Genomic DNA, 21,441 nt, shown 5'->3' on the forward strand with positions numbered 1-21,441 from the left:
AGTCCTCTGTAAGGTTGTCGAGGCTTGGTTTGAATCCGGCTCCCTGTCTCCCGTTTTGGGAGAAGGGGTTGGGGGATGAGGACGAATTTGCATAACTGGGATGCACCCTGCGAGGTTCCCTTCTCTTAGGCACAGCAACCACTGAAATTACTAGAAACCCTACAATAGAAACCCTACAAACGGTGGACTAGCAATCCAAAACCGCAAATCCAAAATCCAAAATCAACACAACCGCGCCTAAGGGGTCCAATCTCCCAGACTCAGGCCATAGTTTCGCTGCGCTTGCTCGATTGCCTGCTGAGTAGCCAAATCCATCACGCCATCCAGCGGCCCCTGATACAACCCCCGCTCCGATAGCTGCTTTTGCAACTCCAATACGCCTGCGCTGGGCGGCGGCAATACGGGATTGGGTGAGACTGGCGGGGCTGTAGCAATGGGGGGTGCGGTAGGGGCGATTGGCGGCACAGAGACGACCGGGCTGGCTAGGTCAACAACTCCGGGCGGTGGGGTCGTCACTAGTCCGGGCTGTTCGACAGGGGCGGACTGGACGGGCGGCGGCGCAGCGGTAATCGGCTGCGGAGAAACAGGCTGGGCAGAACCCTGAGGATTGGCTGAAGGTGTGGCGGGGGGGCTGGTTTGGGCGATCGCCCGGGGGGCATTTGCCAGCGCCGCCAAGGTCGCCGGCCCCGCGATGCCGTCTACTGCTAACCCCTGGGCCTGCTGAAAGGCCAGCACCGCCGCTTCCGTCTGGGGGCCAAAGGTGCCGTCCACTGTGCCCTGATAGTAACCTGCTATAGCTAGCCGCTGTTGCAGGGCCGTCACCGCTGGCCCTGCATCTCCCACTTGCAAAAGAGAATCGGACGACGAAGCCGCCCCCGACGCAGGACTCCCCGCACGAGCCAACGCCGATGCCGTCGCCGGCCCCACAATGCCATCAGCAGTCAGACCTTGCGCCTCCTGAAATTTAATGACTGCCTCCTGCGTCAGCGGCCCAAAGGTTCCCGAAATTGGCCCGCTGTAGTAGCCCAATTGCGTCAGCCGGGTTTGCAGTTGGGCGACGGCATCGCTGCTGTCGTTGAGTTGGAGCGTGTCGTCGAGGGCGGACTGACTGAGCCGAATCGGCTGCCCCGGGGTGGGTGATCCGGCTGCGGGCGATCCGACGGATTGCGCTAGGGAGGGGGAAACCGTGGCAAACAGGCTGGCGATCGCCACCCCTAGCCAAAACGCCAGAGAGCGAGTCGAGCCGATTGGGCCGCAGGCTGCAACGCCGGACTGTAGAAAAAGACGTAAGGACATGGCGAATGGCTAAAAAGCGCGTTAGAGGATGAGGAGAATCGCCGTCATTCTATGTCAATTTCTGAGAGCCGAAGCAGGAATTTTTGGAAGAATAGCGATGGCTAGTCGTGCAGTTCAGTCAGAAAAATTTATAAAACCTATAGAATAGATCATAAAATATAGATTTTATTAATAAGTAAGTTTACTTATTGAAAGTTTACAAAACCCTCAGGAGCGGGGTGATAATAGAGACAGGTTGCTTAACGAATTTTCGCAATCGACCACTATTAATCGACTTTTGCATCTTGCTATTTCTGGCAGAACTTTTGTTTATCACCCGGAGGTTCTAGGTATATGGTGGCTCTGGTAGACCGCGCCCAAAAGCGACTCACCCTCCAAACTGCGCCCCTCGCAGCAGACACGACCGCGATTCGCTCCCTCGACTGGGATCGCGATCGCTTTGACATCGAGTTCACTCTAGAAAACGGCACCACCTACAACTCCTTTCTGATTCGTGGCGACAAGGTAGCATTGATTGACACCTCCCACGAAAAGTTCCGCCAGCTTTATCTAGACTGCCTCACCGGGCTAATCGATCCCGCCGAGATCGACTATCTCATCATCAGCCATACGGAACCCGACCACAGCGGTTTGGTCAAGGACGTGCTGCAACTGAACCCGAAAATCACCGTCGTTGGCGCAAAGGTGGCGATCCAGTTCCTCGAAGACCTGGTGCATCGGCCCTTCGAGCGCAAGCTGGTAAAAAGCGGCGATCGCCTCGATTTGGGTCAGGGGCATGAGCTGGAATTCGTCTCTGCGCCCAACCTGCACTGGCCCGACACGATTTTCACCTACGACCACAAGACGCAGATTCTCTACACCTGCGATGCCTTTGGGATGCACTTCTGCGACGAGCGCACCTACGATGAAGACCTCGCGCCGCTAGAAGCCGACTACAAGCTGTATTACGACTGCCTAATGGGGCCCAATGCCCGTTCGGTGCTGGCAGCGCTGAAGCGGATTGGCGAACTGCCGGAAATTCAGACCATTGCCACCGGACACGGGCCGCTGCTGCGCCACCACGTCCCCGAAATGATGGATCTCTACCGCGACTGGAGCCAAGCTCAGGCTAAGGCGGCCACCACTGTCGCCGTGTTCTACACATCTGACTATGCCCACAGCGAACGACTGGCTCAGGCGATCGCCCACGGTATTAGCAAGACCGACGTGGCCGTGGAACTGGTGGATTTGAAGGTGGCAGAACCCCACGAAATCAGCGTGCTGGTGAGCATTGCTGCGGGACTGGTGATTGGGATGCCGCCACAGTCTGGCCCTGATGCAGTTTCTACCAAAGCCGCCCTCAGCACCATCCTGGCCGCGGCCCACGCCAAGCAAGCCGTCGGTCTATTTGAAAGCGGCGGCAGCGATGACGAATCAGTCTACCCACTGCGAAATCGTTTTCAGGAAATTGGCCTGACGGAGGCCTTTGTGCCGATTTTGATCAAGGAAGCGCCGACCGATGCAACGCTGCAACTCTGCGACGAAGCTGGAACCGACCTGGGGCAATGGCTAACGCGCGATCGCTCGATCAAGCAGATGAAAGCCCTCGACAACGACCTGGACAAGGCCCTCGGTCGCCTCAGCGGCGGACTGTACATTATCACCGCCCAAAAGAACGATGCCGCCAGCGCGATGCTAGCTTCCTGGGTCGCCCAGGCCAGTCTGGAACCACTGGGTATTTCCATTGCGGTGGCTAAAGACCGGGCCATCGAATCCTTCATGCATGTGGGCGATCGCTTCGTGCTGAACGTGCTGGAAGAAGGCAACTATCAGCCGCTCATGAAGCACTTCCTAAAGCGCTTCCCGCCGGGTGCCGATCGCTTTGCAGGCATCAAAACCTACCCCGCTGCCAACGGCTCGCCCATCCTGGCCGATGCCCTCGCTTACCTGGAGTGCGAAGTCGTCAGCCGGATGGAGTGCAGCGACCACTGGATCGTCTATAGCCGCGTAGACACGGGCCGCGTCTCCAAGCCCGACTCGCTGACGGCGGTTCACCATCGCAAAGTGGGTAACCATTATTAGAGACAACATTATTAGAGACAACATTAGAGACAACCCCTCTCACCCGAATCGTGAATGAACCTCACTCTCCACCTGGGAACGGCGATCGCACTGACCGACGAGCAGTTCGAGCGGTTGGCGCGGGCAAATCGAGATGTGCGAATCGAGCGGTCTGCAACAGGAGAACTGATTCTGATGCCACCCACAGGCGGAGAAACCGGAAACCGAAATCTGGAAATCATTACAGACTTGGGCATTTGGAACCGTGCGGCCAAGCTGGGCGTTGCCTTCGACTCGTCTACTGGCTTTCGGTTGCCCAATGGCGCAATTCGATCGCCCGATGCAGCCTGGATTCGACAAGAGCGCTGGGATGCCCTAACGCCTGAGGATCGCAAGCGGTTTCCGCCGCTCTGTCCAGATTTTGTCATTGAGCTTTGTTCCGAGTCGGACGACTGGCCCATGCTGCAAACCAAGATGCGGGAATATGTCGAAAATGGCTTGGTGTTGGGCTGGCTAATCGACCCCAGGACGCGACAGGTCGAGGTGTATCGGCGCGATCGCCCGCCAGAACGCCTGGAAAACCCTGCATCGCTATCGGAGGAAGGCCTTCTTCCCGGTTTTGTGCTGGATTTATCGGGAATCTGGCTGTTCGAGTAACTGAAATTTTGAATTCTACGTATAACTTAATTGAATGTAAAAACTCTTTACCTATAAATCAGGCTGAACTAAGGTGGAAAAAACCACCCAAGGCTGGAGGATTTCCATGCAAACGCCGCTTAAGTCTGATTCGGGCGATCGCCTCTCCTGGCTCACCCGCGATCATCTAGTTCACGCTCTCGAAACCATTCAAGACTGGATTGTCATTTCGCTCTGCGTAGGGCTGTTTAGCTTCATGGTGCTGCAAATTCGCCAGATGTTTCTGTCGCTGCTGCCGCCGCTCAATTTTCAAGAAGTCACCGCCGACATTCTGTTTCTGCTGATTTTGGTGGAGCTATTTCGGGCTGTTGATTATCTATATCTGCAAGAACAGCGCGTGTCCATTGGCGTGGCAGTTGAGGTTTCGATCGTGTCGGTGCTGCGCGAAGTGATTGTGCGCGGCGTATTGGAAACGTCTTCTACGCAGATTCTCTCGGCCTGCGCCTTTTTGGTGGTGATGGCGCTGCTCCTGGTAGTCAGGGTGTGGCTGCCACCCACCTTTGAGGGCATCGACCCAGAAAAGTTCGTGTCTAGCCGTCGCCGCGCTGCCTGGGGCGAGTTTCCCTCTCGGACTGGCGATCGGGCCACCCAGATGAGAGATACTAGCCCTTAGGCTCTTTCCTCGCGAGACGCTGATCACGTTTCTGAAGTTAGTTAGGTACGCGGGCAGTTGTAGGCTATTTGCTCTTTTGAGGCAGCGCGTACCTTTCTCCGCAGAGGAATGCTGTAGCCCAGCGCGATCTTCTTCTCTTAACCCTTTCTCGCTTGTCCCCAAACCTTGCCACACTAAGGATTTCCTATGGCTGAGCTAAGACCCAAAGACGTGCAAGTGGCGGAAGTCGGTGCAAATACTCTAGTGCTTCGATCGCGCACCTTTGACCGACTCAAGTTTGAGGTGGAATACGCCCGCCAAAAGGGAACCACTGCCAACGCCTACCTGATCCAGGCAGACCAGATTGCCCTTATCGATCCGCCCGGAGCCTCCTTCAGCGGGCTGTTTATCGAGGAGCTGGCGCACCATGTCTACCTCCAGCGGATCAACTATGTCATTCTCAGCCACGTCAACCCCAATCGGCTGTCTACGCTGAAGGACTTGCTCAACCCCGAAGTAGCAGCACAGATTACCTTTGTCTGCACCCGTGCCGCAGAGGTGGTGCTGCGGGAGTCGTTTCCAGAGCAGGCGCTGCGGATTTTGGTGGCAAATGCAGAGGAAACCCTCGACCTGGGACAGGGACACTGCCTGCACTTTATCCCCACGCCCACGCCGCGCCACCCCGATGCGCTCTGCACCTACGACCCTGCGACCCGAATCCTGTATAGCGACAAGCTGTTTGGGGCGCATGTGTGTGATGACGCGCTGTATGACGAACACTGGCGATCGCTCACCGATGACCGCCGCTACTATTTCGACTGCATCCATGCCGCCCAGTCTAAGCAGGTGGAGTCCGCCCTCGATCGCCTGGCCGAAGTCACTCAGTCGGCGCTGATTCTGGCTCCGGGGCACGGGCCGTTGGTGCGCTACAGCGCCAGCCGTCTGGTGTTTGACTATCGCTATTGGTGCGAGCAGCAAGATCAGCAGGACTTCAGCGTGGCACTGCTGTATGCCTCCGCCTATGGCAACACGGCCACGATGGCGGCGGCGATCGCCCGTGGGCTGACCCAGGCCGGCGTAACGGTGGCCTCGATCAACTGCGAATTTGCCGACCCGGACGAGATCACAGCAGCGATCGCCAAAACTGATGGCTTTATCATCGGTTCCCCCCACCTTGGCAGGCCATCCCCCCCAGCCAGATTCAGACCGCTCTGGGCATCGTCCTGTCTACTGCACCCAAAACTCGGCTAGCGGGCGTATTTGGCTCCTTTGGCTGGAGCGGCGAAGCAGTGGACTTGCTAGAGAGCAAGCTGCAAGATTCGGGCTATACGCTGGGCTTTGAGACGCTGCGGGTAAAGTTTTCGCCGACCGAAGAAATCTTGCAGCAGTGCGAAGCCGCCGGAGCCGAATTTGCCCAAATCCTGAAGAAAACCCGTAAAAGTCGCACCCTGCGCCAGCCCGCCGCCGATGCCCGCAGCGATCGCACAGAACAGGCCGTTGGTCGGGTCACGGGTTCCCTCTGCGTCATGACGGCAAAACAAGGCACCGCCGACATCGGCATCCTTACCTCTTGGGTGTCGCAGGCGACCTTCAATCCGCCAGGGCTGACCATCGCCCTGGCCAAAGACCAGGCCGAGGCGCTGCTGCCCGAAACTGGCGACGGCTTCGTGCTGAATATTCTCAAAGAGGGTCGCAACCTGCGCCGCCATTTCCAAAAGCCGATGCAGCCCGGTGAAGACCGCTTCGCGGCAGTAGCCCACCACCCCGCCAGCAATGGCTGTTTGGTGCTAGACGAGGCGATCGCCTATCTAGAATGCCAGGTGCAAAACCGGATGGAGTGCGGCGATCACTGGCTGATCTACGCCAGCGTAGACAACGGCAAAGTGCTGGAAACCGTGGGCGTGACGGCGGTTCAGCACCGCAAATCGGGAACGTATTATTAATTCCCGCTCATCCTCCAACGCCCGCTGCCCGTCAAACACCCCCCAAAACGCACTCCCGACATGATTTTCCGCAAGCGCTGCGCGTACCCATTCCGCAGCGGGTATCGCCCCGAAACAGGTTAGAGAACAACCAAAAGCGATCGCTCTTTAGCAGCAAGGGCGATCGCTCAGGGGAAGCCAGTCTAGAAGCTATCTGATTCGGCTTAGGGGCAGATAGAGAACGTGATTATTTTTCTTACCTACAGGCTCCTGGTGACCCAGTTTGCGCTTTTGGCCCTCCAGCCAAATGATGACGTTACTATTCTCTGGATAATACTGCTGGACAAATTTAATAAAGTCATCGGGCGTACAAGGTTTGTCTGTTCCACTCATAAACTCTCGGTGAAATCTAGTGTGAACCTCTTCGGAGATCGTGATTAGATTATCCAAACTATCTGCCAAGTGAGGATATGCGTTGGAAGAATAGAGATGATGGGCTGCCAAATTAAATTTATTGTACTGATTCGGTTTTTGACCTGTGACAAGACAAGTCTTTTTGTCTCGCTTTTTGGCATCTTCCTTGCACTTGGAAATCCGCTTCTCACGAGACTCAATCAACTTAACAATGTCCGAGACTTGAGGACTAATTTCTTCACCCACATCCCGGCATTCGTCCCGACGATTTTTGAGCGTGAGTTCAGTTGAGAATGCCAAAGAAAGTCGATAAATGCCTTCCAGAGAGTAGAAAATCCCGCCCTCGTCAATAAATTCCTGGTAGTGCTGTCCTTTGATTAGCGGGCGATCGCTCTTTTGGGTACACTCAGCCATCCTGCGAAGCGTCTGGATATTGGTTCCGAAAATGGCTACTGCATCTGCTTGGCTCACCCAATACTGATCGCTCCGCCGCATTAGTGAGGCACAATTGTCCAGAATCTTCTTGCGGACAAAGCTCTTGCGGATTTTAGCTCTAGTATGCAAAAACCACTCTTTGAGAGAGTCCCAAAAGCTCAGTTTCTTGGTGGACTCAAGATATCGAGCAAGGGTATAAGCTCCTGACTGAGTATATTCTCTAGCTCCATCCTTCGAAACCACTCGATAATCTTTTCCTTCTTCCAATTCCCACTCATCATCGGGGATGGCATCAAAGAACTTCTCAATTTCGATTAGCTCCTGGGAAGAGATTTTGAGAAGCTTTAGTAAGTCTTCTGCTCTGATGTAGGTTTTTGCCATGTTTAGAACTTCTCGGTCAAACTCTTGTAGAACACGGTCAATCGGTCGAAAATTTCTGCATTTCCTGTTTCGGAATTATCTGGGTGGTAGATCTTGCTGAGATCCCGATAGGCAGCTTTGACATCCTCAGTAGAGTTGACTTTAGGATCAAGCCCAAACGCTTTCCACGGCATATCGTATTTGAAGATGTTGATGCCGTTGATGCAGCCATAGCCTGATTCGCCTTCTTCACCGGGCAAAATGCCAATCAGTTTCCGATAAAGTTGCTCCCAGTCCTCTTTCTTGCTAAGGCTTATGTTGCCCATGCTGCTAGTTGCAAGCTGAAATGCACCAGACTTTTTGAGCTCCTTGGTGTCTTTTACGCCGAAGTGATCGTAGATTGCTTGCTTAACTTGCGTAATGGTTAGCTTCTTGACCTTGGGTGGCTTCGGCTTTGCAGTAGTCTTCGATTTTGTGGACTCTTTTGTCAGAACAAAGAGCGCGAATTCTCGCAGAATCGAATCACTGTAGCCATGCTCGGAAGATAACCGCTGAATCTCGGACTCGATCCGGGCTGTAATTTTGTTACTGCTCATACGAGCTTCCTCTTCTAGATGCGCGATCGCCGTTATGAAGCGCTATACGCTATATCTTTATATTTCCCTATCAAACATGAAGCCTAACAGGAGAAATTTGTGTTTTTTCTGTGATTTTGGTGATTAAATTGGCAAGTTTTGGCAAGTTTTTCAAAACCTCGGTGGATAGTACTCAATTACCTGCGTACAAATACCGAAAGCGGGCTGTTTCAGGGTTGCCTGTAAAACCACACCCTTCAGCCCGCGATCGCCTGCAATTCAATTGTTCTAAACCCTTGAACCCTTACCAAAATCCTAATAATCCCGTCCCTTCACCTGCGCCAGCGCGTCGGTCGTCAGTACGCCGTTTTCGGAATAGTAGCCCGATGCTTTTTTGGCTTCGATTTCTACCTGCGCGTCGGCGGGAATTAGGTCTGGCGGGATTGGGATGCGCTGCACAACTTCGATGCCCGCGTGAGTAATTGCGTTGTATTTCATATTGCTCATTGACACCAGCCGGTCGATCTTGCTCACGCCCAGCCAGTGCAGCACGTCGGGCATGAGTTCCTGAAAGCGCATATCCTGCACCCCCGCCACGCACTCCGTCCGCAGGAAGTAGGCATCCGCGCGATCGCCCCCTTCCTGGCGTTTGCGGGCATTATAGACCAGAAACTTGGTCACTTCGCCCAGGGCCCGACCTTCCTTGCGGCAATAGACGATAACACCTGCACCGCCTTCCTGGGCAGTTTGGATGCAGACTTCAATGCCATGCACCAGATAAGGGCGACAGGTGCAAATATCAGAGCCAAATACATCGGAGCCGTTGCATTCGTCATGCACCCGCACGGCCAGCGGCTTGGTTGGGTCGCCAATGGTTGTTTCGTCGCCGACAATGTAGACCGTGGTGCCACCGATGGGCGGGAGAAACACCTGCAAATCGGGGCGCGTCACCAGTTCAGGAAACATGCCGCCCGTCTGCTGGAACAAAATACGTCGCAGTTCCCATTCTTCGACCTCCAGCCGTTTGGCAATTCCTGGCAGATACCACACCGGGTCGATGGCGGCCTTCGTCACCACTAAATTGCTGTCTTCTTTGAGAATCTTGCCGTCTACCCGCAGACGGCCGCTGGCGATTTCGTCGCGCAGTTCCGGAATGAAGATGTGCGCCTTGGTGATGGCGATGGTGGGGCGAATGTCGTAGTCGCTGGGGAAATGGGGCGCAAAAATCTCGCTGGCGATCGCCCCCCACGGATCAAGCGAGACAATCTTTTCGGGATCTTTCCAACTGGCGTAGGGGCCAATTGCCGAAACCGGAGAAGTATTCGTCAAATCCGCCCGATGCTCTGGGTCAAGCACCCCGCTGGCCACCGCCAGCGCCCGATAGACGCTGTAGGAACCGCCGTGCGTGCCGATTACATTGCGCTGAGCCGTGCTGCGAACCGAGCCAATGATGGGGCCGCGCTCGACCGGATCGGCTGCGCCCCAGTGAATTGGCGTAGTCTTGGCTCCCAGGCGATTGCGATGAGACGTGAGAATAATATGTTTGGGCTTGGCTTTGGATTGTGCGTCTGTCATAGCGAAAAGACACCCTGAGAATGATTCACAAACTTTAGCAAGTTCTTTAGTCCGTTTTAAGGTTGGCAACGTTTTTAAGGTTGGCAACGTTGAGGCTGGCTAATGGGACGGCCTAAGACTGGCTGAATTGTGTAAAGCGAGATTGTAGCATCCGATTTCTCAGCCGTTAAAGCCCTGAAGAAAGAACCTGGCTGGGGAATCGCAAGTTTCGGGCAAGAACGGAGCAAGAAGGGCGATCGCCCATTGATGAGATGCACTAAAATCGGGCCATGAGAAATTCAGGCTGCACTGCAAAAACTCGCGTCTGGTCAAAGGTCTGGTAAAAATCGTGTCTGAGCAACCCCCATCTCAACCTCCATCGATTGTCTTTCCGGCTGAAGTTAACGTCATCAAGCACCCGCTGGTGCAACACAAACTCACCCTGATGCGCCGGTCAGACACCCACACGCAAGACTTTCGACGGCTGCTCAAGGAAATTTCCATGCTGCTGGCTTATGAAGTCACCCGTGATCTGCCGGTGAAGTACGAAAAAATCCGCACGCCCCTGGCCGAGATGGAAGCACCCGTGCTGGCCGCCGACAAAAACATGGTGATTGTCTCGATCATGCGGGCGGGTCAGGGCTTGCTGGATGGCATGTTGGAGCTAATTCCCACTGCAAAAGTTGGGCATATCGGGCTATATCGAGAGCCGACCACGCTGACGGTGGTGGAATATTACCTGAAGCTGCCCAACGATACCGAACACCGCGACATGCTCGTTGTAGACCCGATGCTGGCTACGGGCAACTCGGCCGTCGCCGCCGTCGATCGCCTCAAGGAAGCCAATCCGCTGTCGATCAAGTTTGTTTGCTTGCTGGCGGCTCCAGAAGGCATCCAGTGTTTTCATGAGCAGCATCCCGACGTGCCCATTTACACGGCTGCGGTGGATGAGCGACTGGATGAGCATGGCTACATTGTTCCCGGCGTGGGCGATGCGGGCGATCGCCTCTATGGCACGAAGTAAGGGTCAGGGGTCAAGAACCACGGCCAGGCTTGAAGGGGCATTCTAGCAAGGCTGACGTGCCTTCTTGCTGAGCTAAGTTACACAGGATGTGCATTTGCCGATCCCCCTCACCCTAAATCCCTCTCCCGCTCTGGGAGAGGGACTTCAAGCCTCTTTTGCTCCCCTTCTCCCGACCTGGGAGAAGGGGCTGGGGGATGAGGGCAGATTGAAAGTTGCACATTGCGTAACTTACCGTTCTAGATATCAATCCGCGCCAACAGTGCGACCAATGAAATCGCTGAAAGCTTTACAGACGCTTGGGCTAGCAATCTAAAATCGCCAATCTAAAATCCAAAATCTAAACTCGATTCCTGTACCTAGAACACATTTGATGTGATGCCAACTTCTGATTCGCAAACTGCTGGTGTATCGGGCGATGCTTCAACGCAGACCAAGGGCGATCGCCCCTCTCAGGTGGTCTGGGTTTCGCCTCTGGTCTGGCTCGTGTGGCTGATCTACGTTGGCTATGTGCTGCTGAGCGATCTGCCGCCGGGGCCGTCGTTGCTGCACACGTCGCCGGCCACCCTACAAGAGGCGATCGCCCTGAGCTTGAACTTTGGGCTGGTGCTGCCTGCCTTGTTTCCCTCGACAGCGCCGGTGCTGCATCCAGGGCTAGAGGCGCTATTCAACCTGACCGTGGGCTGGGGGCTGCTGTTCTGGGGCTTTGCGACGGATGGCCGCGGGCAGCGGCTGCCGATGTTGCCCTTTCTGCTGGGCACGGCGTTTTTGACGAACGTATTTTATCTGCCCTGGCTGGCGCTGCGGCGACCCAACCCAGAGCCGCCGATCCTGCCGCTGAACCGTTTGGAGCGAATCACCGAAAGCCGAGCCTGGCCGCTGGTGCTGGGGGCGATCGCCCTGGCATCCGTCATTTGGGCAATAGCAGCCCGCCCTGACTTTGGCGACGGGCCGACGCGCTGGGTCAGCCTGGTAGAAATATTGCAGGGCGATCGCCTCGCCTATTCTTTCCTGATCGACCTGCTCGTATTTTGGGTATTTCAAGGATGGCTGGTGTCCGATGACATGGCTCGTCGCCAGTGGGTCAACCCAGCAATTGGCTGGATCGCCCGTCTGGTGCCGTTTGTAGGGCTGGTGGTGTATATGGTGCGTCGCCCGTCTTTTGAGCAGGCCGCTTAATCTGATAGGGTTGTCAAAAGTCTGGCAAAAAAAAGCTGGTGAAAGAGTCTGGCAAAAAAATCTGACAAAGCGAAAATCCTTTGCGCCAGCGTCATCAAAGCGTCATCAAAGCGTCATCAAAGCGTCATCAAAGCATTACATTAAGCGGCGTTTGCATTATGCAAACATTACATAGGTTCACGGTGCAACAGGCAATTCTACGGTCGTTCCCCGGTGATTCCGTTCCTAGATTGGGAATGATGAGAGTGTGATGCTTTCTGGATGTGGTCTTTTCGCTTGAGGTGAGTCGGTGTGAACAACCCTGTTGCCAATCCGCCTGTTGCACAGCCGCTTGTACATCCTGTCGTGCATCTCCAAGCCCCGTCGATGCTGGTCAGCAGCTCCCTCATGGAAGAGACCCAACGCCAAGCCTCCAGTAGTCAATACGCCGATGACTTGATCGGGGCTGCTATTTTTGATCTGAGCGGACTGCCGAAGGAATACTTCACCACGGCCGAAAGCCGTGATGTCAGTTGGGTGCAAACCATCTTTCAGGCGCTGGGGTTGCAGTCTCTACTGATGTCTTCGCTGAAGCTAGATGGGTTTCGTCATGCGGTGATTCATGGTGCAGACTATCGGGCAGTGGTGGTGCGGCAAAAGAATCGCTACACCGCCCTGCTGACTCGACAAACTTCTGAAGCCCTGCCGGAGTCATTTATCCAGTGGGCGAAAGAGTTTGAACCCACAATGTTGCGATCGCACCCCCGGTTCAGCGCCATGTAGTGCCCCCTGTTTTTCCCCAACATGGTTGATACAACCGCCCGCTTTTTCATTGCCCTGGTTCCCCCCCCCGCCATTCAAGACTATGCCAATGGCGTAATTCAGGAATTGGGCGATCGCTTTCAGACCCACACGGCCAAAGCACCGCCCCACGTCACGCTCCAGCCGCCGTTTGAGTGGTCGCCGGCCCGCGCCGATCGCCTCACCGAAGAACTGGCCGCCTTTGCTCAGCAGCAGAGCAGCGTTCCTGTGCATCTGTTGGGGTTTGGCCAGTTTTCGCCCCGCGTGCTGTATATCCACGTCGAAAGGACTCCGGCCCTGTTGGCGCTTCAGGCGGCCCTAGCGGAGCATTTAGAGCAAACGCTGGGCATTGTCGATCCCAAGGCAAAGCGGCGGCGGTTTACGCCTCACGTCACGGTCGCTTCGCGCAATATCACCCCCCACACGTTTCAGCAAGCCTGGGCCTTGTTGAAAGAACGCCCGCTGGATTTGAAATTTCTGGGCGATCGCCTGACGCTCCTGAAACACGACGGGCATCAATGGCAGATTTATCGGGAGTTTGCGCTGCTGACTCCTGCCTGTCCGTCCACAGAACCGGGCGGGGTCATCGGCGTGGGCGATCGCCCCATCGGGTGATTTCTCAAAAAACTCGCCCCAATCAAGCCAGGAACCCTTGACAGAAAAACTCAAAACAGTAACAATAGATACAGAAAATAAATCGTTCATCTCTTTCCGCTGTCAGCTTCAACCAGCCTGATCTGCTGAAAGAGACGGAAGTAGGGAGCAATCCCGAAGGAACGCGCCTCACCCTTACCCTTCAACAAGAGAGGCGAATCCTATGAAACTCACCTATCGTGGCATCACTTACGACTACAATCCCCAACCCCTGAACCTGAACAACAGCCACCCGACTACTACTGAACTGAAGTTCCGGGGCAACGAATATCAGACCAATCAACCTGTTGCAACTGATCCTGCGGCGACTGTTCCTGCTGTTGCACCGGCACCTATGACCCAGCCCGCAGCCCCCGTTTCCATCGAAGAGAGAGCGCGGGAGCTGATGATGAATCACCACAAAACGGTGAAGCGCCGTCAACAAGCGATGCTGACCCGTTTGGCTGCCAACGTCGGGCTAGATGCCGGAACCACGAGCCAATACTGGGGACACATTCAAGGCAAGGTGCAGCCCGGTTTCTGGGACAGCTACGACCGCAGCCACGTCAGCATCAGCTAGGGCAAGCTCCGTTCCCATCTCCGCTCAGCCAGCCCTTCGCATTTCCTAAACATTTCCTAAAAGTTAGCTGGTTGCAGGCACCCCCTGATGGGAGTGCCTTTTCCTATGGGAATATGGAGTAACAGGATATGCCACTCTTGCTCCCCCTCTCCCGCCCTGGGAGAGGGATTTAGGGTGAGGGGGATTGGCAAAGTTGCAGATCACCTCTCTGAAATGGGCGAGGAGACTCGCAAACAAATCACGCCACATCTAGCCGATTTTCCCGCCAAAGCGCTGGTCGTCACCTCTCGTCTGCCGGAACGGCTCGGCAACCTGCCCAAAACTATTCTGAAGCCGCTGCGGATCGAGGGCAAAAGCCTGTCTGGCTTTATGCATGACTACCTGAAAGCCCGCAACAAGCGAGGTTTGTTTGAAGACCAAGAATATCTCAACGGCTGTAGTCGCCTGTCGCAGAAGGTGGGGCAGCGCAACATTACTGTGCTGCTGGCCCGGCTCTATGCGGGCGGTGGCGGCACTGCCTCCAGTGAATCGAGAACTTGACCCAGACCCGGCCAACGCTAGCTTTAAAGGCGGCGATCGCCCTGTCGAAAGTATCTCCTGGTATGACGCGATCGAGTTTTGCGATCGCCTCTCTCAGCACACAGGCACCAATCTTTATGAAACGGCTGCAATCTCCGTCAAGGCTCAATCCACCATCCAAAATCGCAAATCCAAAATCGTAAATCCAAAATCGCTCCTAAACCCTCGTGTAGACCGAATAGGGCATCTTCTCATTGACTCGTACCCGATTCGCCACAATCCCCAAAATGGGCAGGTTTGACACGCGGAAGCTTTCCAGCGCCTCCGACAACTGCTTGCGCTGGAGCTGCCCCAGGCTGGCGACGATCAGCGTGCCGTTGGTGTAAGCGGCAATGACGCTGGAATCCGCCAGGTTTATGATCGGCGGCGTGTCGTAAATCACCAGGTCAAACAGGCCTGCGCACTGGCGGGCGACTTCCTGCATCCGGGGCGAAGTGAGTAGGCGGATGGGGTTGGGAGCCATTGAGCCAGCCGTGATGACATAGAGCGATGAGTCGGGCGATCGCCGCCGGATTACCTGCTTTAGCGACACATCATTATCGCTCAGCAGATCCGTCAAGCCTAGGTCATTCGGTAGGCTCAGCCGCTCGTGCAGTGTTGGCCGCCGCAAATCGGCATCCACCAGCAGCACCCGCTGACCCAGCGAAGCCGCCGCCTGCGCCAGATACAGCGCCACGGTAGATTTGCCTTCTTCCGGCGTGGCAGAGCTAATGGCGAGCGATCGCAGCGGTTGCGACGCACTCAGCAAATTCACCTTGGTGAGCAATGCCTGAAAAGCCTCAAGAAACAGGGGCGAGAGCGGTTGCTCGACTATGAAAATCGGCTCAGGTTGCAACGGAATCTTGCCCAACACCGGGAGTTTGGTGCCAGACTTCAGTTCCTCCAACGTGTGATAGCGATCTGTCATTACTTCTACGAGGATGCCAACACCAATGCCTAAAGCTGAGCCCAGCAGAACTGCCAAAATGAGGAGCGCTTGCTTATTTACTTTCTCTACGTTAAGGGGTTCCCCGGTTCCATCTCGCAGCAAAGAGGGAGGATTAATCAGTTCCCAGGGAGTTTGCTGCTGGGCGGCATCAACTTGCAGCGCCTTTTGCCGCGTCGAAAATTCCGTCAAGATCCCTGTAGCCACATTAAGCTTGCGCTGTAGTTCTTCATACTCGTTAGCGGCTGCAGGCAATTCTCGAATCTTTTGCTGGATAAGATTTTCTGACTGGGCGATCGCCCGCTGACGATTTTCCAGCACCTGAATTTCATCTTCGATCTTGCCAAGTACCCGCTGGGCTTCTCGATTAATGAGCTGCTGCAAATTGCTGCGCCGTTCTTGGAGATACTGCATATCGGGATTCAAGTCGGTCATGAGAGCTGACTCTGCTGCCATCTCCCCTTCTAGCTGTTGAAACAGATTAAGCAATGCGCTGTATTCCGGCGCGACGCTCAAAATTGCAATTGGATCACTGCTAGCTAACGCCCGATAGCGAGCCCGCTCTGCGGCAATTTCCGCATTGGAATCCAATCGCTGTTGCCTTAGATTGCCAGATTGCTGGGTGAGCTGGGTGCCCTCTAGCGAAGGGTCAATCAATAGGTTCTGCTCTCGAAAAACTTGCAATCGGCGTTGTAGATTATCCACTTGGGCTTGCAGGATTGGGATTTGCTCGTCGATGAACTTAATAGCTTGACCAATTCTGGTCTGGCGCTCTTGCAAAGCGTACTTCAAGTACACTCCTGAAAGCTGCTCCAAGTCTGTTAGCGCATCCTCAGGTGTCTCGGCTTGATAGGTGACACGAATAATTTTGGTACCACCGTCTTCTGCGCTATTCTCCACCACAAGCCGTTCAACTGCTAAATTCTGCTCAACAACCTGCTGAGCAATTTCAGCAGGCATGTCTGGATATCGAGCCAATAGCCGATCAACCAAGGTCTGGGTTAGGCGAGGGCTGAGAAGAACCTGAATTTGAGTGTCGTAGTCCAAGCCGGACTGCTGGGCGTTGCCTCCAGAAGCAGCGTTTTGAGCAGAAGCGGCCTGTCTCGTGGCCTGCGCCTCAGCAGTAACTGGCTCTACAAGTAAGTCAAAACTTGCTGAATAGACTGGATTGGTTTTTTCAGCAATCCAGACGATTGGAATGGTTGCAAGAGCGGTTGTGGCGATCGCCACGCCAGCGATAATCGGCGCTCGGCGCTTTAGTGTTGCAAAGAGCCAGCCTAAGCTCCAGGACTCATCCTCAGCTTTGGAGTCAGTTGCCAGGGCTTCGTACTCAATTACTTGCGGCAAGGCAAGATTCTGACTGGCTGCATAGGGTTCTTGAGAATTCGGTTGAGGAGATCGAGGATTTCGCGGAGTCTGCATGGCTTGCTAGGGTAGTTAGTAGATAAAAAGCGATTCGGGGGCACTAATACTCTGAAGGGAATGAACGCTATTTTGCGGCTTACTCGGTGAGGATTTTGCAAAATTGACAGAACAGCAGGCCACGGCTCGTTTATTCAAGCCGAAATCGAGCCAGGAAGCCCACTACAGCCCAAATAGCCGCAACAGGTTGACGATTGGAAAGACCGAGCCAAGCGGAGCTACCAAAGATTCAAAGCTATCTGAAAAAGTAGTCAAATCCGAGCGACCCACGACAATTACGTCGTTTCCGCGCAGAGCTGGGTTGTTAGCGGCGCTGAGGCTAGCAGAGAAGTCAATAGGGATGGTTTGCTCCGTCACTGTGCCATCTGGATTGAGGCGCAGCAGCTTTACCGAACTGCGGCGGGCTCGCCGATTGTTAAACCCCCCTGCTGCGAGGATGGCTTGATTGAGCGGGGTATTGGGACGAAGCTGCACCAAGCCTGGATTATTGACTTCGCCTACCACATAAACTGGGATAGAATCAGGTGAAAAAGTTGCCGTAGCTAGCTCAGTTACCTCTGCTGGGTTCAGGTCAGTTGCAGTGGGAATCAGAACCGTATCGCCGTTCTGTAAGACGGTGTCCTGATTAACGTCCCCTTCTTGCAGCAGTGCCCACAGATCCACATCAAGCGTTTGAACCGTTCCGCTAGCTGTTTGTCGGCGCACCTGAATTTGTCGGACATTGGCAACCTCCGTGATGCCTCCAGCCGCCTGAATAGCACGGGTGACAGTAGGCACAAAGTCTTGGCGTTCATTTGCGTCACTATTGCTGCTTGAAGACGCGAGAGTATGGCTACCCGGCCGCTTCACTTCCCCCACCACCACCACGTCGATGGGACGATTTGCCGAAGCGTAGAGATTAGCGCTGGCGAGCTGGCGAGCTTCCGCCAAATTCAGGGTTCGAGCCGCTGGAATGAGGATACTGTCCCCATCGCGCAGGGTGATGTCCTGCTGTAAGTCTCCCCGTTGCAGTAGGTTCCACAGGTTTACCGTAATTAGTTGCGAGGTGCTCTGATTGGGACCTATTCGGCGAGTTCGGCGAATCTGGATTTGACGCACATTGGCGGCTGATTTGACCCCGCCCGCATCTCTAATCGCGCTGGTCAAGGTTGGTAGCCTTACGGCAGACAGGTCAGCGCCACCGCTGCCCGACGCAAGACTTACCACATAGGAACCGGGTCGGGCGACCTCACCGGAAACGCTGAAGCGGAGAGGGCGGGGAGCGAGGAGGCTAACAGTGACGATGGGGCGGCGATAAAACGGGGCATAGCGCTGGGAAATGGCTGCTGCTGCCTGCTGGAGGGTCAGTCCTTCAACGAATACGGTACCAGCTAGGGGCAGATTGAGGGTGCCGTCTACTAAAACTTGCTGGGGACCGCTGTAGGTCTCTACTCTGAAGAGATTGATTTGAATGCGATCGCCCGGCCCCAGCGTATAGGCATCCTCCGCAAAAACAGCCTCTCCGATTGGCGTTGTTCCCATGAATTGGGCCTGGGCGTAGGCGGGCAAGACACTGCTCGCAATAGGTAATAGGCCTAGGATCGGCACAACAGCAGATGCAATGTAGCGTTTCAGCATAGGCACAGCGACAAAGCCTCTATAGATAAGGAGCAAAACGCCTTAACTCAGTAAAAGGCGAAACACTCTTCTGAGGTTTTCTAAACTTTGTCTTAAGAAACCGGAGAAACCTGATGAATTCACGGAATCTACACAAAGCCAGGCAATAAACTATTCCAGATCAGCCCCGAAATATGCCTCACGTGTGCTTCAATTCCCTGGCTAGGTGTCTGTGCAGTTAAGAAGCAGGGAGAGTAAGCTTGAGGTTTCCGCTTTTATCTCGATAGGCATCTTCCTGTAAACCTACTTGTTCCCAAAATTTCTCTGGAACCTGCGTTCTTCGCAGCAACTCTCTGGGAATAGCGGAGACAATCGCCCTAGGGTCATCGCTATCTATCTCGATTGAAATCTGTGGGTTGTTTTGCTGCTTAAAGTCATTGTTTTCGTCCACCAAGGACTGCTGCGAAGGAATTAATCGGAAATCAATGTTTTCGGTATTCACGGCGAGATTATGAACTGCTTGATTGTCAAGGGGCGATCGCATATCCCGATTTTCGCGCAGCTTTTTCGCCAACTCAGGATACTTGGTCGCTAGCGGCGGTTGCAGCGGATTATGCTCCATCGTCTTCCGATACAGCTCATCGTTGCAATCAGGCGTCTGGTAATTTTCTAGGGTGCAATAGGTATTGATTAACCCCCGCGTGTCAATCCTTAAGGCTGCCCGCGTAGCTTTGATCAAAATATTGCCAATGATTTTTTGATCGTGGCCACCCCCGACCCAAACGCCCACCGTACCCCCATGGATGACGTTCCCCACGACGGTCGTGCCCGCATCTCGATCATCAAAATAAATACCAATGTCGCCAAACTCGTCCTGGGTAAAGGGGCCGTAGACAATTCCAGTATCGGCATCTTCGGCAGCCTGAACAGGATTGAAATACCGTCCTATATGGTGAATGTAGTTGTTCCGAATTGCATGGCCTCGGTTGACCCAACTGCGACCGCGATAGAATGCGCCTGCATCTTCTGTCTCGATTACAACATGGTGAATCTCATTCCAAGCCATTTGATGATCGCTGCCCCCAAAGGCAACTGCCATGTGGGGGTGGTTGTAGATGAGATTATGAATCAGTTGTCCCCCGCTAGCCTCCAAATCCACAGCGGGGCGGTAGTAGCGCTCCCAGCGGTTCACATCGTGGATGCGGTTATTCTGAGCTAGGTTGTGGGAGGGCTGATAAAGCTTACCTTTCTCTCGATTACCGTCCAGCATAATCCCGCCTGCGGCAGTGTGGTAGATGTCATTGGAAAGCAGGGTGATATTCTCGCCGGTCGTAACTACGCCCTTGCCCCCTGCATTACGAACTACACAGCCCCTTAGGCTCAGATGGTGGCCTTCCAGCCGTACTGCTGTGCCCCGGCTAGCCTCGATTACCACATTCTGGAGGCTAATGTGGTGAGCGCCTGGCTCAAAAACAACCGCATTTTCCAGCATAGATATGATGAATTCGGGCGGCTGAGGGGAAGGTTTCGGGTAAACATAGAGGATGCCTGTGGCGCGATTGAGGTACCACTCCCCTGGCTGATCAAGTTCTTCGAGCAGGTTGAACACAAAAAATCGACCGAACGGCTCACCTTCATCCTCGCTAAAGCCAAAGGGCAATGGTGCTTCCGTGAGGGTGATGGTCTTCTCGTTGGCATCAATGCTGGCGACCTTGATTGTGTCGTCCGACCAAGTATTAGACCAACTGCCATAGACCCATGCATCATCGACATTCCAGCGCTCAAGGCGATCGCCTTTAATCTGAAACTTCTTGCCTTTGAGACCCTCTGGAAAGCCCTGAACCTGTATCCATCCCTCTCTGGGATGTCGATTGGGGTAGCGTGCCAGCGTCAGCGCTTCACCATCCTGAAAAAGTTCCAGATGAAGCTGGCTTGTGTCTGGTTCTGTGTAGGTTCCTCGACGCTGGATCTGACCGTAGTCTGTAATTCCCAAGGACTTCAAATCCGCTTGCAAGACTCGATCTCTTGCTGCTTCAGGCAAGCGAGCCCGTTCTGCCGGATTGGCGATCGCAGTCCATGCAGAAGCCGGAATGGGTTGCCCCGCCACCAGTCGTGCAGTTTCCCCAGGGGCGCTGCTGATCAATACTGGACGTTCAGCAGTGCCGCTTTCATTACCCGTCAGCCGCAGCGGTTGGGATAGAAAATAGGTTCCACCCCTAAGACACACGCTGACACCAGGACTTTGAAGCTTTTGGGTTATCTCCTCTGGGTTAAACAAGCCCTCTATAGGCGGGCTAATTGTAACTGTGCAATCCGCTAATGCTAATGTCCAAGATAAATCGCTGACAGTTGGTTTCAGTGAGGACTGCTCGGAAGAACTTGTCAGCAGAAGGGAAGACTTCAGGAAGCTCATCCCAATTATCCCGATTAGAACTGCTAGGAAAAGAAGCTTGTAAGAGTTCCGCATGGTATATGAATGAATTGCAGACTCATATCGACAATCAAGATTGAGATAAGAGGCGATCCTTTTTGCTCTACGATAAGGTTGCCTTGACGGGCTTTATTTTGCAGGGGAGAAGGGACTGATTTCAATTGTTCTTTGTAATTTCTCTGTTTTTGACTTTTCTCTAGGCATCTGAAAACTGTTTATTTTGGGTTAACCAGGTACGTTGACGCGAGGATCAAATCCTCTGCAGAAAAACCCTAAATGAGATTCAGTCTTGATTTCTTGTCCTGCCAGTTCCGACGTAAGACTTCTTATGCACAAGCAGAGCCTTGCTGCGTCATGGTATAAAAAGCCACATTGCCCGGGCTATAACCTCGAAGCAAGAAGTAGAAAAGA

At 54.2% G+C, this 21,441-nt stretch carries 18 protein-coding genes and 1 riboswitch; of the genes, 11 read left to right on the forward strand and 7 right to left on the reverse strand.

The features are described from left to right. Window positions 1-237: 237 nt before the first annotated feature. Window positions 238-1,296 carry a peptidoglycan-binding domain-containing protein gene (locus tag O77CONTIG1_RS17945; RefSeq protein ID WP_084782813.1) on the reverse strand — a complete coding sequence of 353 codons (1,059 nt, stop codon included), beginning with the start codon at window positions 1,294-1,296 and terminating at the stop codon, window positions 238-240. A gap of 333 nt (window positions 1,297-1,629) precedes the next feature. Between O77CONTIG1_RS17945 and O77CONTIG1_RS17950 the strand changes: the two genes are divergently transcribed. The 5 genes from O77CONTIG1_RS17950 (at window position 1,630) to O77CONTIG1_RS28135 (ending at window position 6,567) form a co-directional block, all read left to right on the forward strand. After that, window positions 1,630-3,357 carry a diflavin flavoprotein gene (locus O77CONTIG1_RS17950; RefSeq protein WP_068513359.1) on the forward strand — a complete coding sequence of 576 codons (1,728 nt, stop codon included), beginning with the start codon at window positions 1,630-1,632 and terminating at the stop codon, window positions 3,355-3,357. A gap of 54 nt (window positions 3,358-3,411) precedes the next feature. Next, a complete protein-coding gene (locus tag O77CONTIG1_RS17955) occupies window positions 3,412-3,993 on the forward strand; it encodes a Uma2 family endonuclease (RefSeq protein WP_068513362.1) in 582 nt (193 codons plus the stop codon). Between the two features lie 106 nt (window positions 3,994-4,099). Beyond that, window positions 4,100-4,645 carry a phosphate-starvation-inducible PsiE family protein gene (locus O77CONTIG1_RS17960; protein ID WP_068513364.1) on the forward strand — a complete coding sequence of 182 codons (546 nt, stop codon included), beginning with the start codon at window positions 4,100-4,102 and terminating at the stop codon, window positions 4,643-4,645. Between the two features lie 186 nt (window positions 4,646-4,831). Continuing rightward, on the forward strand, window positions 4,832-5,875 hold the full coding sequence (locus O77CONTIG1_RS28130) for an FprA family A-type flavoprotein (RefSeq protein ID WP_317134137.1): 1,044 nt from the start codon (window positions 4,832-4,834) through the stop codon (window positions 5,873-5,875). 38 nt (window positions 5,876-5,913) lie between these two features. Next, entirely contained in the window at window positions 5,914-6,567 is a 654-nt protein-coding gene (locus tag O77CONTIG1_RS28135) for a flavin reductase family protein (RefSeq protein WP_317134138.1), read from the forward strand. A 189-nt stretch (window positions 6,568-6,756) separates the two neighbouring features. Here the strand turns inward: O77CONTIG1_RS28135 and O77CONTIG1_RS17970 are convergent, their stop codons facing one another. From O77CONTIG1_RS17970 to O77CONTIG1_RS17980, 3 genes are all read right to left on the reverse strand, one after another. After that, window positions 6,757-7,776, reverse strand: coding sequence for a hypothetical protein (locus tag O77CONTIG1_RS17970; protein ID WP_068513367.1), 1,020 nt, complete (start codon window positions 7,774-7,776; stop codon window positions 6,757-6,759). A 2-nt stretch (window positions 7,777-7,778) separates the two neighbouring features. After that, the gene (locus tag O77CONTIG1_RS17975; protein WP_068513370.1) at window positions 7,779-8,351 is read right to left on the reverse strand and encodes a DnaJ domain-containing protein; all 573 of its coding nucleotides are present in this window, start codon (window positions 8,349-8,351) and stop codon (window positions 7,779-7,781) included. Between the two features lie 294 nt (window positions 8,352-8,645). Further along, window positions 8,646-9,905: a GTP cyclohydrolase II gene (locus O77CONTIG1_RS17980; RefSeq protein WP_068513373.1), complete on the reverse strand. Its 1,260-nt coding sequence runs from the start codon at window positions 9,903-9,905 to the stop codon at window positions 8,646-8,648. 424 nt (window positions 9,906-10,329) lie between these two features. Between O77CONTIG1_RS17980 and upp the strand changes: the two genes are divergently transcribed. From upp to O77CONTIG1_RS18010, 6 genes are all read left to right on the forward strand, one after another. Further along, on the forward strand, window positions 10,330-10,908 hold the full coding sequence (gene upp, locus O77CONTIG1_RS17985) for a uracil phosphoribosyltransferase (RefSeq protein WP_068516804.1): 579 nt from the start codon (window positions 10,330-10,332) through the stop codon (window positions 10,906-10,908). A 375-nt stretch (window positions 10,909-11,283) separates the two neighbouring features. Next, window positions 11,284-12,084, forward strand: coding sequence for a hypothetical protein (locus tag O77CONTIG1_RS17990; RefSeq protein WP_068513377.1), 801 nt, complete (start codon window positions 11,284-11,286; stop codon window positions 12,082-12,084). 291 nt (window positions 12,085-12,375) lie between these two features. Continuing rightward, window positions 12,376-12,846 (forward strand): hypothetical protein, encoded by a 471-nt coding sequence (locus O77CONTIG1_RS17995; protein ID WP_225894612.1) that lies wholly within the window; start codon window positions 12,376-12,378, stop codon window positions 12,844-12,846. Between the two features lie 21 nt (window positions 12,847-12,867). Further along, complete coding sequence (locus O77CONTIG1_RS18000; RefSeq protein WP_084782814.1) at window positions 12,868-13,479, forward strand: 2'-5' RNA ligase family protein; 612 nt, start codon at window positions 12,868-12,870, stop codon at window positions 13,477-13,479. An 81-nt stretch (window positions 13,480-13,560) separates the two neighbouring features. Further along, a riboswitch (Glutamine riboswitch) is annotated at window positions 13,561-13,647 on the forward strand. Between the two features lie 34 nt (window positions 13,648-13,681). Further along, entirely contained in the window at window positions 13,682-14,077 is a 396-nt protein-coding gene (locus O77CONTIG1_RS23770; protein ID WP_084782815.1) for a DUF4278 domain-containing protein, read from the forward strand. Window positions 14,078-14,290: 213 nt separating this feature from the next. Beyond that, window positions 14,291-14,617, forward strand: coding sequence for a hypothetical protein (locus tag O77CONTIG1_RS18010; protein WP_068513380.1), 327 nt, complete (start codon window positions 14,291-14,293; stop codon window positions 14,615-14,617). Between the two features lie 196 nt (window positions 14,618-14,813). On the opposite strand, the gene O77CONTIG1_RS18015 is transcribed toward O77CONTIG1_RS18010, so the two are convergent. The 3 genes from O77CONTIG1_RS18015 to O77CONTIG1_RS18025 all read right to left on the reverse strand — a co-directional run bounded on the left by O77CONTIG1_RS18015 (window position 14,814) and on the right by O77CONTIG1_RS18025 (window position 20,826). Continuing rightward, entirely contained in the window at window positions 14,814-16,928 is a 2,115-nt protein-coding gene (locus O77CONTIG1_RS18015) for a GumC family protein (protein ID WP_172799721.1), read from the reverse strand. Window positions 16,929-17,165: 237 nt separating this feature from the next. Then, a complete protein-coding gene (locus O77CONTIG1_RS18020) occupies window positions 17,166-18,551 on the reverse strand; it encodes an SLBB domain-containing protein (protein WP_225894613.1) in 1,386 nt (461 codons plus the stop codon). Between the two features lie 286 nt (window positions 18,552-18,837). Further along, window positions 18,838-20,826, reverse strand: coding sequence for a right-handed parallel beta-helix repeat-containing protein (locus tag O77CONTIG1_RS18025; RefSeq protein WP_172799722.1), 1,989 nt, complete (start codon window positions 20,824-20,826; stop codon window positions 18,838-18,840). Window positions 20,827-21,441: the final 615 nt, after the last annotated feature.

Source organism: Leptolyngbya sp. O-77, assembly GCF_001548395.1.
Lineage (GTDB): Bacteria > Cyanobacteriota > Cyanobacteriia > Elainellales > Elainellaceae > Thermoleptolyngbya.

What these genes read in the sequence shown, in the direction of transcription:
- upp (WP_068516804.1), top strand. Translation starts at nt 10,330, where the DNA reads ATGCGCCGGTCAGACACCCACACGCAAGACTTTCGACGGCTGCTCAAG.
- O77CONTIG1_RS17975 (WP_068513370.1), bottom strand. Translation starts at nt 8,351, where the DNA reads ATGAGCAGTAACAAAATTACAGCCCGGATCGAGTCCGAGATTCAGCGG.
- O77CONTIG1_RS17960 (WP_068513364.1), top strand. Translation starts at nt 4,100, where the DNA reads ATGCAAACGCCGCTTAAGTCTGATTCGGGCGATCGCCTCTCCTGGCTC.
- O77CONTIG1_RS17990 (WP_068513377.1), top strand. Translation starts at nt 11,284, where the DNA reads ATGCCAACTTCTGATTCGCAAACTGCTGGTGTATCGGGCGATGCTTCA.
- O77CONTIG1_RS17970 (WP_068513367.1), bottom strand. Translation starts at nt 7,776, where the DNA reads ATGGCAAAAACCTACATCAGAGCAGAAGACTTACTAAAGCTTCTCAAA.
- O77CONTIG1_RS17980 (WP_068513373.1), bottom strand. Translation starts at nt 9,905, where the DNA reads ATGACAGACGCACAATCCAAAGCCAAGCCCAAACATATTATTCTCACG.
- O77CONTIG1_RS18010 (WP_068513380.1), top strand. Translation starts at nt 14,291, where the DNA reads ATGGGCGAGGAGACTCGCAAACAAATCACGCCACATCTAGCCGATTTT.
- O77CONTIG1_RS23770 (WP_084782815.1), top strand. Translation starts at nt 13,682, where the DNA reads ATGAAACTCACCTATCGTGGCATCACTTACGACTACAATCCCCAACCC.
- O77CONTIG1_RS17950 (WP_068513359.1), top strand. Translation starts at nt 1,630, where the DNA reads ATGGTGGCTCTGGTAGACCGCGCCCAAAAGCGACTCACCCTCCAAACT.
- O77CONTIG1_RS18000 (WP_084782814.1), top strand. Translation starts at nt 12,868, where the DNA reads ATGGTTGATACAACCGCCCGCTTTTTCATTGCCCTGGTTCCCCCCCCC.
- O77CONTIG1_RS17945 (WP_084782813.1), bottom strand. Translation starts at nt 1,296, where the DNA reads ATGTCCTTACGTCTTTTTCTACAGTCCGGCGTTGCAGCCTGCGGCCCA.
- O77CONTIG1_RS17955 (WP_068513362.1), top strand. Translation starts at nt 3,412, where the DNA reads ATGAACCTCACTCTCCACCTGGGAACGGCGATCGCACTGACCGACGAG.
- O77CONTIG1_RS28130 (WP_317134137.1), top strand. Translation starts at nt 4,832, where the DNA reads ATGGCTGAGCTAAGACCCAAAGACGTGCAAGTGGCGGAAGTCGGTGCA.